At 67.6% G+C, this 13217-nt stretch carries 12 protein-coding genes; 4 read left to right on the top strand and 8 right to left on the bottom strand.

Features of this window, described 5'->3' with window-relative positions; translation table 11 throughout:
* The first annotated feature begins 432 nt into the window (after positions 1-432).
* On the top strand, positions 433-1677 hold the full coding sequence (locus tag ABD115_RS03190; RefSeq protein ID WP_343958130.1) for a DEAD/DEAH box helicase: 1245 nt from the start codon (positions 433-435) through the stop codon (positions 1675-1677).
* Positions 1678-1888: 211 nt separating this feature from the next.
* Positions 1889-3979: an acyl-CoA dehydrogenase family protein gene (locus tag ABD115_RS03185; RefSeq protein ID WP_343958128.1), complete on the top strand. Its 2091-nt coding sequence runs from the start codon at positions 1889-1891 to the stop codon at positions 3977-3979.
* Between the two features lie 67 nt (positions 3980-4046).
* Here ABD115_RS03185 and ABD115_RS03180 read toward each other — a convergent pair whose 3' ends face one another.
* From ABD115_RS03180 to ABD115_RS03150, 7 genes are all read right to left on the bottom strand, one after another.
* On the bottom strand, positions 4047-5003 hold the full coding sequence (locus ABD115_RS03180) for an ArsA family ATPase (protein WP_343958126.1): 957 nt from the start codon (positions 5001-5003) through the stop codon (positions 4047-4049).
* Positions 4994-5260: a cory-CC-star protein gene (locus tag ABD115_RS03175; RefSeq protein ID WP_343958124.1), complete on the bottom strand. Its 267-nt coding sequence runs from the start codon at positions 5258-5260 to the stop codon at positions 4994-4996. Before ABD115_RS03175 ends, ABD115_RS03180 begins: the two co-directional genes overlap by 10 nt.
* Before the next feature lie 32 nt (positions 5261-5292).
* Complete coding sequence (locus ABD115_RS03170) at positions 5293-7020, bottom strand: carbon starvation CstA family protein (RefSeq protein ID WP_343958122.1); 1728 nt, start codon at positions 7018-7020, stop codon at positions 5293-5295.
* Between the two features lie 305 nt (positions 7021-7325).
* Positions 7326-8090, bottom strand: coding sequence for an ABC transporter permease (locus ABD115_RS03165; protein ID WP_343958120.1), 765 nt, complete (start codon positions 8088-8090; stop codon positions 7326-7328).
* The gene (locus ABD115_RS03160) at positions 8087-8947 is read right to left on the bottom strand and encodes an ABC transporter ATP-binding protein (RefSeq protein ID WP_343958317.1); all 861 of its coding nucleotides are present in this window, start codon (positions 8945-8947) and stop codon (positions 8087-8089) included. The genes ABD115_RS03165 and ABD115_RS03160 overlap by 4 nt, the downstream gene beginning before the upstream one ends.
* Positions 8948-9012: 65 nt before the next feature.
* On the bottom strand, positions 9013-9387 hold the full coding sequence (locus ABD115_RS03155) for a DUF1048 domain-containing protein (RefSeq protein WP_343958118.1): 375 nt from the start codon (positions 9385-9387) through the stop codon (positions 9013-9015).
* Positions 9388-9440: 53 nt separating this feature from the next.
* Positions 9441-9767 (bottom strand): PadR family transcriptional regulator, encoded by a 327-nt coding sequence (locus tag ABD115_RS03150; RefSeq protein WP_343958116.1) that lies wholly within the window; start codon positions 9765-9767, stop codon positions 9441-9443.
* Between the two features lie 319 nt (positions 9768-10086).
* Here ABD115_RS03150 and pip point away from each other — a divergent pair, with 319 nt between their 5' ends.
* Together pip and ypfJ are read left to right on the top strand one after the other, a co-directional pair.
* The gene (pip, locus tag ABD115_RS03145) at positions 10087-11058 is read left to right on the top strand and encodes a prolyl aminopeptidase (protein WP_343958114.1); all 972 of its coding nucleotides are present in this window, start codon (positions 10087-10089) and stop codon (positions 11056-11058) included.
* A gap of 61 nt (positions 11059-11119) precedes the next feature.
* On the top strand, positions 11120-12010 hold the full coding sequence (ypfJ, locus tag ABD115_RS03140; protein WP_343958112.1) for a KPN_02809 family neutral zinc metallopeptidase: 891 nt from the start codon (positions 11120-11122) through the stop codon (positions 12008-12010).
* Between the two features lie 209 nt (positions 12011-12219).
* Here ypfJ and ABD115_RS03135 read toward each other — a convergent pair whose 3' ends face one another.
* Complete coding sequence (locus ABD115_RS03135; protein ID WP_343958110.1) at positions 12220-13143, bottom strand: LysR family transcriptional regulator; 924 nt, start codon at positions 13141-13143, stop codon at positions 12220-12222.
* Positions 13144-13217 lie beyond the last annotated feature (74 nt).

Raw genomic sequence — 13217 nt, 5'->3', positions numbered from 1 at the left:
CGCAAGTACGGGGGCGCCGCTGCGCGCAGCGACCAGGCCGCCCAGGGAGGGGGCCCTGCAGACCGCAGGCGATCTGCAGAAGATAGCCTCGATTCGGGCAGATCGGGCCGTTCTGGCGCCGATCGCCGGCCTACGGCCGATGGCAATGCGGGCGCGCGCGGTGGCCGCGGGGCGGGCGGCGCCCGGGGCGCTGCGGCCGCTAGGCGATCTGCAGAGGATAGGTTCGATTCGGGCGCACCGGGCCGTTCTACGGCCGATCGCCGATCTGCGGCCGGTCGCGCACCGGGTGCTGGTGGCGCCCCAGACAGGCACGAAGCGCGGGGGGCAGGTGCTCCCGGGAGATTTGACCGTACCGAGCGCCCGGGCGGCGCGGAGCGCGGCGCGAAGCGGCTGCGGCCGGCAGGGGAGGCACCCCAGAAGTTCACGGCCAAGGTGTGGGCGGCGGATAGCGCGTCTGGGCGCAGCTTCAAGGAGCTCGGGCTCGGGCAAAACCTCGTGCGCACCCTGGGGGAGCTCGGGGCTGAATCGCCATTTCCTATTCAGGTGGCCACGATTCCCGATGCGATCAAGGGCCGCGACGTGCTCGGAAGGGCCGAGACGGGCTCGGGCAAGACCATCGCGTTCGGGGCAGCCCTCGTCGAGCGCCTGCTCGCGCTCAAGGCGCAGGGCAAGCTCGGTGAGCCCGCACCCAAGAAGACGAAGCAGCCCAAGCGCGGCGAGCGCGTGCTGCGCGGCTCGGGGGCCGCGACGCGCAAACCCAAGGCGCTGATCCTCGCACCGACCCGCGAGCTCGCACTGCAGATCGACCGCACCGTGCAGCCGCTCGCCCGCTCGGTCGGGTTCTACACCGCGCAGCTCGTCGGCGGTGTGCCGAGCGAGCCGCAGGTGCACGCGCTCGAGCGCGGCGTCGACATTGTGATTGGCACGCCGGGGCGCATCCGCGACCTCGTCGAGCGCCGCAAGCTCGACCTGCGCGAGGTGCAGATCTCGATCGTCGACGAGGCAGACCACCTGTGCGAGCTCGGGTTTCTCGAGGAGACGCAGTGGACGCTGCGGCAGACCGAGCGCGGCGGCCAACGGCTGCTCTTCTCGGCAACGCTCGACCGCGACGTCGAAGAGCTCGTCGCAGAGTTTCTCGTCGACCCGGCAGCGCACGAGATTGAGCGAGCGAAGTCGACAGTGCCGCACCGCGTCTACATGGTGATGCGCGAGGACAAAGAGGCGGCGACCCTCGAGTTCGCGCGCACCCCGGGCCGGCTCATGCTGTTTACTCGCACGCGCGTGGCCGCCGAGAGCGTCACCGAACTGCTCGAGAACGCGGGCATCTCCGCGACCTCGCTGCACGGCAACCTCAGCCAGGCGCGGCGTGAGATCAACCTCAAGCAATTCGCTTCTGGGAAGGCGCGCGTGCTCGTTGCGACAGATGTCGCCGCGCGCGGCATTCACATCGACGACGTCGACGCGGTCGTGCAGCTCGACCCGCCGCAGGAGGCGAAGGCATTTGTGCACCGATCTGGCCGCACGGGCCGTGCGGGCCGCGGCGGCCAGGTGATCACGCTGATTCCGCGCACCGGGCAGAAGCGCACTCGCGAGATGCTTGAGGAGGCGGGCGTCGAGCCGCTCGTGTTCGAGGCGTACGAGCCGAAGCACGGCGGCAAGCGCTCGTCGCGAAAGTAGAGATAACTACCAGAGAACGCACCGCGAACTTGTAGCTTCTGCACAAGGGTGCGGCGGGCGCGCTCGGGCGGCGTTGTCGTAAGCACCGCGCAGGCTTGAGGGGTGGGCGAAGCCGACATACGCTGGCACCATCATCAGGGAGGGCGTGATGCGGGCGTTGCCGCTCGGTCGGCCCCGACCCGCCGCCGTCAGGTTCGAATGGGAGATATCGATGGCCAGCACCACACCAGGCACCACCCCGCGCATCAACACTCAGCAGGTGAGCGACGCGCTCCTCGGCAAGTGGAAGGCCGAGCGGCTGCAGTCGCGCGAGCTCGTGCGCAGCAACCCGAGCCTGCACACGATTCCCGGTCAGCCAATGGACGAGCACCGCATCCGCGTGCTGAACCAGCTTCACGAGCTCGTCGACGCTGGCGCGATTCAGCGCGCGTTTCCCACCTACCTCGGCGGCGCAGATAACCACGGCGGCAACGTCGCGGCGTTCCAGGAGCTCGTGCTCGCAGACCCGTCGATGCAGATCAAGGGCGGCGTGCAGTGGGGGCTCTTCGGCTCTGCAATTCTGCACCTCGGCAACAAGACGCACCATGAGAAGTGGCTGCCCGACGTCATGAGCCTGAAGCTCCCCGGTGCGTTCGCGATGACCGAGATCGGGCACGGCTCCGACGTCGCCTCAATCGGCACGACCGCGACGTACGACGCCGACACCGAGGAGTTCGAGATCCACACCCCGTTCAAGGGTGCGTGGAAGGAATTCCTCGGCAACGCGGCGATTCATGGTCAGGCCGCGGTCGTGTTCGCCCAGCTCATTACGCGCGGCGTGAACCACGGCGTGCACGCGTTCTTCGTGCCGATTCGCACGGCTGACGGCAAGCTGCTGCCCGGCGTCGGTAGCGAAGACGACGGTGTGAAGGGTGGCCTGAACGGCATCGACAACGGTCGACTGCACTTCACAAACGTCAGAATTCCGCGCGAGAACCTGCTCAACCGCTACGGCGACGTCGCGGCAGACGGCAGCTACACGTCTGACATCGAGAGCCCCGGCCGCCGCTTCTTCACGATGATCGGCACGCTCGTACAGGGGCGCGTCTCGCTCGACGGCTCGGCCGTGCGCGCGATGCAGGCCGCGCTCGCGATCGCGATTCGCTACGGCAGCGAGCGACGCCAGTTCCCTGGTGCATCGGGCCGTGAAACCGTGCTCATGGACTACGGCCAGCACCAGCGTAGGCTGCTGCCGAGGCTCGCGGAGACCTATGCGATGGCGTTCGCGCACGAGCGGCTGCTCACGGTCTTCGATGAGGTCTTCTCGGGTGCGAAAGACACCGACGAGAACCGTGAAGACCTCGAGACGCTCGCTGCCGGCCTGAAATCGCTGTCGACGTGGGCGGCGCTCGACACGCTGCAGGAGGCGCGCGAGGCGTGCGGTGGTGCAGGGTTTATTGCGAAGAACCGCATCACCGGGCTGCGGGCCGACCTCGACATCTACGTCACCTTCGAGGGCGACAACACGATTCTGCTGCAGCTCGTCGGCAAGCGGCTGCTCACCGACTACGCCGCCCAGTTCAAGGGCGGCGACAAGGCCGCGCTTGCCCGCGCAGCAGCGAGCCAGCTCGGTGACCGCGTGAGCCGATTCGGCTTGCGTCAGCTCGGCCAGAGCATCGCTGACCTCGGGCAGACCTCTCGGTCGGTCGAGAGCTTCCGCGCGGCCGAGGCGCAGCGCGAGCTGCTCACCGACCGCGTCGAAACGATGGTCGCCGAGGTCGCCTCCGCGCTTCGCGACGCGACGAAGGATGTGCCAAAGGCCGAGCGCGCAGCCCGCAGCGAAGACGCGTTCAACGCCCAGCAGCACAAGCTCATCGAGGCGGCCCGCGCGCACGCCGAGCTGCTGCAGTGGGAGGCCTTCACCGAGGAGGTCGACAAGCTCAGCGACCCCGACACGAAGCAGGTGATGACCTGGCTGCGCGACCTGTTTGGGCTCACGCTGCTCGAGCGCCACATGACCTGGTACCTCGTGCACGGCCGCATGTCGGGCCAGCGCGCAGAGGCAGTGACCGCGTACATTGACCGGCTGCTCGGTCGCCTGCGCGAGCACGCGCTCGACCTCGTCGATGCCTTCGGGCTTGATGACCAGCTGCTGCGCGCCGAGATCGCGACGGGCATCGAAGAGGAGCGCCAGCAGGAGGCGCAGAACTACGTCGATGAGCAGCGCGCTGCTGGTCTGTGGCCCGTTCACGAGAAGGAGCTGCGCGCCCAGGCGAAGGCTGCGGCGAAGGCCGCAGGGCAGGTCGCCACTGCCACGAGCTGAGTGCCGCACGCAGCAAGCGCGCCTCGCACCCTCACCGGCTGCGGGGCGCGCTTGCTGTTCGGCGCCGCTAGCCGAGGTGTTGTGCAACGCCAGCGATGAAAGCGAGGCCGCTCAGCGGGCCTGGCTGCCGGCCAATTTCGCACATGCCTGATGTCGGGAGGGCAGAGGCGAGACGGGCGACCTGCGCAGCCTCACCAGCTGCGCGATCTCCGTCTAGTGCTGGCGGGGTACGCCGATTCACGACCGTGGCGGCGAGGCGGATTCGCGCGGCGGCCAGCTCGTCTGCGAGTTGGATCGTCTCGGTGACGGGAACTGGTTCGGCGACGCACACGGCGACGAAGGCCGTGCGCTCTCGGTCGCTGAGGGCCGCAGCGAGGCGTGCGAAACGTTCTCGTCGGGTGTGGAGCGTGTTCATGAGCTGGGAAGAACGGGGCGACCGTCGAGGGGCTTCAGCCGGCATGAGCCCCTGGAGCGCGTTGGCGAAGCGCTCGGATCGCTCGCGATTGTCGATGAGGGTGTCGACCCAGTGGCCGAGCTGGGTCGGCAGGCTCAAGAGCCTCAGCGTGTGGCCCGTTGGGGCCGTGTCGAAGACCACCGAGTCGTAGTCAGCACCCGGCAGTTGGGCGAGATCGGCGACTCGTTCGAGCATGGCCGCCTCATGACTGCCGGGGGCGTTCCGTGCGAGCTCGAGGTGTGCGGCAGCTTGGCGGTGCATGCGCTCGGGGAGGATTTCGCGCATCGTTGCAGACACCGCAGCCAGGTGGCGGGACACCGTTGCTTCTGGGCTGATTTCGAGCGCATCAACCCCGCCGGTGTCGAACTCGACGGCCGGTAGTGCCTCGTCGCCGAACGACCGCTCCCAGAGATGGCCGAGATTGTGCGCGGGGTCTGTAGAAACGAGGAGCACCCGCTGGCCGGCCGCCGCACGGGCGTACGCGAGGGCCGACGCGACTGTGGTCTTCCCGACGCCGCCCTTTCCCCCGACAAACACCAGCGGGCTTGAGCGGGTGGCGGTCAACAGCATGCGACGTTCTCCAGCGGCGATCGCGGCATGCCCATACGTCGGTGCCAGGCGTGAAAATCCCGGTAGAGAAACGGCATGAGCTCCATCGAATAGTAGGCGGCGGGGTCGGGAACCCCCAGGGCTTCGCCGAGCACGATAAGCGTGAAGAAATCATCTTCGGTTCGCTGTTCGCGGGCCAGGGTCTGGCGGTAGGGGCCGTGGTAGAACTGGCTCAGACCATCGCGGAATGCGCGCCAGTTGCGAGCGATGCGTTGCACTCCCAACTGGCGCGCAGTGGTCTCGTCGGGGCTCAGACTTCCTCCCGCACAGCTTCGAGCTTTGCGTCGGCATCGACTGGTTCGGCGGGCGAGAGCGCCGCGCGCCGCATTGCGAGCACAGCCTCGATGACCACCCAAATGCTCACCACGATGATCACCAGGTCGATCGCGAAGAGCAGCCAGTCGGGGTTCTCTGGGTCAGCGAACGATGTGAGCTGCTCGATGGCGGCCCAGAACGACATCACGAATACAAACCCGAGCGGGATGAGCGCGGGCCAGGGCGAAGACCGCTTGCGAATGAGCATGACCGCGAGAATCGACAGCGTGAGTGCGGCCATGAGCTGGTTGGTCGTGCCGAAGAGCGGCCAGATGCGAAGCCCACCAGACCCGTCGAGCCCCTGCGAGAACGTGAGCCCGAGGCCAACCACGACGACCACGAGGGTCGCCGGGACCTTTCCGATACGAATCTTGACGGCATCGCCGATTTCTTGCACGACGAAGCGCAACAGGCGCATTCCGGTGTCCATCGTTGTCGCCGCGAAGAGCACGGCCATCGTTGCCAGAACGGTTGCAGACAGTGATGCGGGTAGCCCGATCCCGTCTTGCATGAGCATACCCCCACCGTCAACGAAGGCTTGCACCCCGCCGGCCCCGAACGCGGAGTACACGTTCTCCCACTCGGCGACGGTGCGGAAGCCGGCGACGACCGCGAGAATGGTGCCGAGCGAAAGCAGCCCCTCGCCGACGGCCCCGAAATAGCCGACGAAGCGCGCGTCGGTCTCTTTATCGAGCTGCTTCGAGCTCGTACCGGAGGAGACCATGCCGTGGAACCCCGAGATGGCGCCGCAGGCAATGGTGACGAAGAGCAGCGGCACCAGCGAGGGGGTGCCGGCCGGAACTGCGTCGTTGATCATCGGGGCGACGATGTTGTGTTTGACATCGGCGAAGATCGCGCCGACGAGCACTGCGCCGTAGAGCAAGATCAGCCCAACGAACAGCTGAACGCCGTTGATGTAGTCCCGTGGCTGCAACAGCACCCACACGGGTAGCAGCGACGCAATTGCCCCGTACACAAAGAGCGCGACGATCCAGAAGGTTCCCGGGCTCATTCCGAGCGTCTGCTCCGGGAGCACGACCGGGTACATGTCTCCCACAACAATGAGGGCGTACAGCGCGGCGACGCCGACGATTGTGACAGGGATCAGCGGCCACTTGAGCCGGTAGACCGCCACCCCGACAAGGAGCGCAACGACAATCGCACCCCAGGTAGGGATCACCGCCGACGGCGTGCCGATGAGCAGATTCTTGATCACCACCGCGAACGCCGCGATGACCATGAGCAGGAGCAGAAAAATGACCACGAGGAAGAGGTTTGCGCCCCGCTTGCCGATATAGCGACCAGACAGGGCGCCGATTGACCGCCCCTTGTTGCGCACGGACGCCCAAAGCGCGCCGAGGTCGTGCATGCCGGCGAAGAACACGGTTCCGAGCGTCACCCACAGCAGCGCGGGCAGCCAGCCCCAAATCACGGCGATCGCGGGGCCGACAATGGGCGCCGCACCCGCGACCGAGGTGAAGTGGTGCCCCCACAGGATGAACTTGTTGGTGGGCACGTAGTCAACGCCATCGTTGAGCTCGTGTGCCGGTGTTGTGAAGTTTTCGTCAAGCTTGTACACCCGCCGTGCGAGGTACTTTGAATACACGAAGTATCCGAGTGCAAAGATGATCAGGCCGATGATCATCAAGAGAACGGGGCTCATGAGTGTCGGTTTCCTTTCTGCACGAGCCCCTCTGAGGAGGAAGCAGAAAGCGCGCCTCGCAACAGAAGCGCGAAGGCAGCAGAATTTCAGCCCCCCATTGAAGGTGCTCGGAGGCGTACGGGTCGCCAACTGTCAGGGACGGCTCCTGTGCAGTTCCCCTCGAGTTGCACGCTCAGTTGAACGTACTCAACACCCTACAGAGACGTCTGCGGAATGGAAGAGCTCGAAATCAGGGATGCCAATTTGTTATCTCTCCGGCGCGGCGGCGCCGGGCCGCGGCGGCGCCGGGCCGCGGCCAGCGCGGCCTACCGAATCTTCGTGCGGTAGATCGCGATGGCGGCGCCGTACGCCACGATGAGGATGCCGACGAGCCAGGCGAGCGCAACCCACAGGCCGCCGCCGACAGGCACTCCCGCGAACAGGTTGCGAATCGAGTTCACAATCGACGTGACCGGCTGATGCTCGGCAAACCACGCGACGGGCCCCGGCATCGTCGAGGTCGGCACGAACGCCGAACTGATGAACGGCAGGAAGATCAGGGGGTAGCTGAAGGCGCTTGCGCCGTCGACGGTCTTGGCTGAGAGACCCGCGATGACAGCGACCCACGTGAGCGCGAGGGTGAACAACGCGAGTATGCCTGCGATCGCAAGCCAAGCCCAGACCGATGCCCCGGTGCGAAACCCGAGCAGAAGCGCAACCCCAATGACGAGCGCGAGCGAGACGAGATTGGCCGCGAGCGACGTGAGCACGTGCGCCCAGAGCACGCTCGAGCGAGCGATCGGCATCGACTGGAAGCGCTCGAAGATGCCGCCCTGCATGTCTAAAAACAGTCGGTAGGCCGTGTAGGCGATACCGGAGGCGATGGTGATGAGCAGGACGCCCGGCAGCATGTAGGTGATGTAGGAAGCGTCGGACCCGGTGTTGATCGCGCCGCCGAGCACGAAGACGAACAGCAGCATGAGGGCGATCGGGGTGACGGCGGTCGTGATGATCGTGTCGGGGCTGCGGAGGATATGGCGCAGCGACCGCCCGGTGAGCACGCGGGTATCGGTGAGGGCGTGGGAGGTCACGATTCGTCCTTTCGCTCGGCGCCGCTGGGCGTCGCTGGGCCGGGCGCCGCGGGGCCGGTGGGTGGGGCGGCGGTGGCGGATCCGCCACTCGCGGATCCCGCAGCCGCGGATCCGCCTCCCGCCTGCTCCCCGACGAGCGCGAGAAACACGTCTTCGAGCGACGGCTGCTTCTCGACGTACTCGACCTTCGCAGGAGGGAGCAGCGCCTTGAGCTCGGCGAGCGTGCCGTGCTGAACGATCGTGCCACGGTGCAGGATTGCGATGCGGTCGGCAAGCTGCTCCGCCTCGTCGAGGTACTGCGTGGTGAGCAGCACGGTCGCCCCGCTGTCAGCGAGGCCCCGAACCGTCTGCCAGACGTCGACGCGGGCCTGCGGGTCGAGGCCCGTCGTTGGCTCGTCGAGGAAGATGATGGGCGGGTTGCCGATGAGGCTCATCGCGATGTCGAGTCGACGGCGCATGCCGCCCGAGTAGGAGCCAGCGCGGCGGTTGCCAGCTTCGGTGAGCGAGAACCCGGCGAGCATCTCGTCGGCGATCGCCGCGGGGTGTGGGAGGTGTCGAAGCCTGGCGACGAGCATGAGGTTCTCGCGGCCGGTGAGCACCTCGTCTACCGCCGCGAACTGGCCGGTCAGGCTGATCGCCTCCCGCACGCGGTGCGGGGCTGTTGTGACGTCGTGCCCGTTCACGGCGGCGGTGCCGGAGTCGGCGCGCAAGAGGGTCGCGAGGATCTTCACGAGCGTCGTCTTTCCAGCCCCGTTCGACCCGAGTAGCGCGAACACGCTGCCGGGCTGCACCACGAGGTCGACGCCGCGCAGCACCTCGAGCTCGCCGAATGATTTTGTGAGGCCCGTCGCCGAGATTGCCGGGGGAGGTGCGGCCGGGGCCTCCTCGGGGAGGTTGGCAACCGCGACCGGCGGATCTGCGCTCACTGTTCAGTTTTCTGTCTCGCCTCAGCGGCGGCGATCGCGCTGTTGAGCCGGGTGCGCTCGCGGTCGATCCACTGCTTGCCCGAGTACGCCTTGGCGAAGGTCTCGGCGAACTCGACGGGGTCGTCGCCGACGATCGCGCGCACGGGGGTGCCGTCGACGGCTGCGCGCTCCCACAGGTCGACGTGATCGCCGATCATGGTGACGAGGGTGTCGCCGTCTTCGGCTGCGCCGGCGTAGGTGAGATAGCGCTGGATCGCCTTTGCTGCGTCGCCGTAGGGCTCCGGCAGCGCGTCGAGGCGTGCCATGTGCTGGCGGTACTGCTTCTTCTGCTCGAGGGATCCGGTGATGGTTTCAAGCCACTTTGCGGCCATGGGGTGCTCCTGAATGTTCGGTAAATCTGCGATTCGGTGGTGGTGAGTGCGGGTTAGCCCCGCTGCCTGAGGTGTTCGATGCGGTCGGAGAGGAGGCGCCAGGTCTGCCAGAACTCCGCGAGCTGTGCTTCGCCCTGCGTGTTCAGGGTGTAGACCTTGCGGGGAGGCCCCTTCTCTGAGGGGACCTTTGCGACGTCGACGATGCCGCGCTGCTCGATGCGCACGAGGAGTGCGTAGATGGTGCCCTCGGCGATCTCGGCGAAGCCCTCGTCGCGCAGCCTCGTGGTGATCTCATAGCCGTAGGCGGGCTGCTCGGCGAGAATCGCAAGCACGATGCCCTCGAGCGTGCCCTTGAGCATCTCGGTGAGTTGGTTTGCCATCGGCGCCCTCCTGGTACTTAGTTCAACTAGCTACCGCTACAAAGTAACACTAAGTACCGGTACTTAGCAAGGCCGAGTACCGCGGGCGGTGTGCCCCATCTGCGCTAACCGGGTGTTTCTGCCGTAGATCGTACCGCCGCGGCTGAACGCTGCCTATCTTGCGCAGATTGCCGATCTAGCGCAGGCCGCGGCCCGAGACATGCGAGCTTCGACCCGAAAATCGCGCGCCGGGGTGCCAAGACAGGCCTCAACCGGGCAGCGGCTGTGGCGCGACCCGGTGGAGGCCCGCTACCGGCTCGGCTGCTCGTATGCTGGAGGAATGACCGAGCTGCGCACCCTGTACCCACCCATCGAGCCCTATGACCAAGGCATGCTGCCCGTGGGTGACGGCCACGAGGTGTATTGGGAGGTCTGCGGCAACCCCGATGGCAAACCCGCGGTGTTCCTGCACGGCGGGCCAGGCGGCGTGCTCGCCGCCGACTACCGGCGCTACTTCGACCCAGCCCGCTACCGCATCGTGCTGCTCCAGCAGCGCGGCAGCGGGCGATCCACCCCGCACGTGAGCGCCCCCGACGCCGACATGTCAGCAATTACGACCTGGCACTTCGTTGCTGACATTGAGCGGCTGCGCGAGCACCTCGGCATCGACAAGTGGCTCGTGTTCGGTGGCTCGTGGGGCTCGACCCTTTCGCTCGCCTACGCGCAGACCCACCCCGAGCGCGTCACCGAGCTCGTGCTGCGCGGCATCTTCACGCTGCGCAAGAGCGAGATCGACTGGTTCTATCAAGACGGGGCGTCACACATCTTCCCCGATGTGTGGGAGGAGTACCTCTCGGTGATTCCCGAGGGGGAGCGGGCGGATCTCGTTGCCGCCTACCGGCGGCGGCTGACTGACCCCGACCCGGCGGTTCACACCCCTGCCGGGCTCGCGTGGACGGTGTGGGAGAACGCAACCGTGCGCCTCATTCCGAGCGAGGAGGCGATCGCCGAGGCCCGCGAAAACGCTGCGGGAGCTGTGGCCTTCGCCCGCATCGAGAACCACTTCTTTTCGCACGGCGGCTGGTTTGCCGACGGCCAGCTCATCGCCGACGCCGGCAAGCTCGCCGGCATCCCCGGCGTCATCGTGCAGGGCCGCTACGACGTCTGCACCCCGGCGCGCACGGCCTGGGATCTGCACCGGGCCTGGCCCGAGGCCGACCTCGAGCTCATCGGCGACGCGGGGCACGCAGCGAGCGAGCCTGGCACCGTCGACGCGCTCGTGCGCGCAACCGACCGTTTCGCCGGGAAATAGTCGCGGGCCTGCGCCAATATCTCGGCTCACCGTTGGCACAGAGACGGGATAGCATTTCACCATGACCTTCAACGACAACGTACGCATCGACACGAGTCAGGTGCAGAAGCGCAGCGGTGGTGGGCGGCGAACCGGCATGGCGATCGGTGGCGGTGGCATCGGGCTCATGCTCGTGCTGTTTCTCGGCTCGCAGCTGCTCGGGGTCGACCTCACCGGGCTCGCCCCCGCGCTGAGCTCGGGTGGTGGAGGGTCGTCGAGTGAGCAAATCGTCGAGGTCGAGAAGTGTGCCACCGGCGCCGACGCGAACGCGAACGTCGAGTGCCGCATGACAGCGACGAGCGACTCGCTGAACCGCTACTGGAGCACCCAGGTCGGCAATTACCGCGGCCCGCAGCCCGTCGCCCTCTTCAGCGGCCAGACCCAGTCGCAGTGCGGCACCGCGTCGGCGGCGACCGGCCCGTTCTACTGCCCGCCAGAGGAGCGCATCTATGTCGATACCGCGTTCTTCAACACGCTGCGGAGCGACTACGGCGCCTCGGGCGGCCCGCTCGCCGAGATGTACGTGCTCGCTCACGAGTGGGGTCACCACATCTCGAACATCACCGGGTCGCTGAACCAGGCTGGGCGGGAGTCTGGCGCAACCTCGGGGTCGGTGCGGCTCGAGCTCCAGGCCGACTGCTTCGCGGGCGCCTGGGTTGGGGCCGCCCAGACAGTGACCGACGACAGCGGTGTGCCGTTCTTGAAGCCCGTGACGCAGGCGCAGATCAACGACGCGCTGAGCGCGGCAGCGGCCGTCGGCGATGACCACATTATGCAGTCCTCTGGCATGCGCGTCGACCCCGAGCGGTTCACGCACGGTACCTCGGAGCAACGCCAGCGCTGGTTCATGACGGGCTACGAGCAGGGGCCGACGTCGTGCGGCACGTTCGAGGTGCCCGCGAGCCAGCTCTAGTCGCTCGGGGCCTGGGCCGGGGCCGGGGCCGGGGCCTGGGCCTGGGCCTGGGCCTGGGCCTGGGCCGGGGCCTGGGCCTGGGCCTGGGTTCCCGAACCCTGCACTTGCCTCCGAGAACACCCCCTTTCATCGCGAAACAAGGGGATGTTCTCGGAGGCAAGGCAAGGGTTCGCGGCAACGCGCGGGGCGCCCCGGGGGTGGCGCCGGGGTTACCGCCTGGCCTCGCCAGCGGCGACGAGCCCTCCCATCGCCGTGCGCAGGGCCTCGACGGTCACCTGCACCGAGCGGCGGTGCAGCGTCTCTGGGCGCGTGAGCAGGTCGATGCTGCGAGTCGCGTTCACTCCCGTGAGCGGGCGCAGCACGAGCCCGGAAAGGGCTGACCCGACCGTGTACCGCGGCACCATGCCGACAGCATCGCCCGTCGCGACGATTGCGGCGACCGAGCCGTAGTCGTTGATGCGGTGCACGACGTTGACAGGCCTGTCAGCGACAGCGGCGATCGCGCCGAGCAGGTCGTCGGGGGAGTAGCCCGAACGGCTCGTCACCCAGGGCTCGCCCGCAACATCGGCTGGCGTGAGCCGCTCGCGGGCGGCGAGCGGGTGGTCAACCGGCAGCGCGATGTCGAGCGGCTCCTGCGCGAGCCGAATGACGCGGAGACCCGCGGTGGGCCACGGCGGGCTGTGCTCGAGCCTGTGCGCGATGACGAGGTCGTAGCTCGCGGTGAGCAGCGGAAACTCGTCTTGCGCCACGTCTTCGTCTGACAGCCTGAGCGCTGGCGCTGCGGCGACGCCACGCAGCTCCGACAGCAGCGCGCCGAAGATCGCCTGCGAGGCGCTGTGAAACCCCGACACCCGCACGATGCCAGATGGCTCCTGCTCGAACGCCTCGACCGCCCCGGCGGCGGCAGCCATGGCCTCGATCACCTCGGTGCCGGCGCGGGCGAGCGCGTGGCCCGCCTCGGTGAGCACGAGCGTGCGGCCATCGCGCCTGGTGAGCGGTGCGCGGAAGCCGCGCTGCAGCGCCGTGAGCTGCTGCGACACCGCCGACGGCGTCACGCGTAGGCTCTCGGCGACGGCGGTGACGCTGCCGAGCGTGCCGAGCTCGCGCAAGATCTCGAGCTGGTAGATCTCCATGGTGCCCTCCCTGTGACGGGCCACGTCGCATACGCGGCGGAGCGGCAAACTCCGGCGCTCAGGTCTGGAGCACC

The organism is Leucobacter albus (assembly GCF_039528015.1).
GTDB classification, from domain to species: domain Bacteria; phylum Actinomycetota; class Actinomycetes; order Actinomycetales; family Microbacteriaceae; genus Leucobacter; species Leucobacter albus.
The sequence above is the reverse complement of the archived record's forward strand: the minus strand, read 5'-3'. Positions and strand labels throughout refer to the sequence as shown.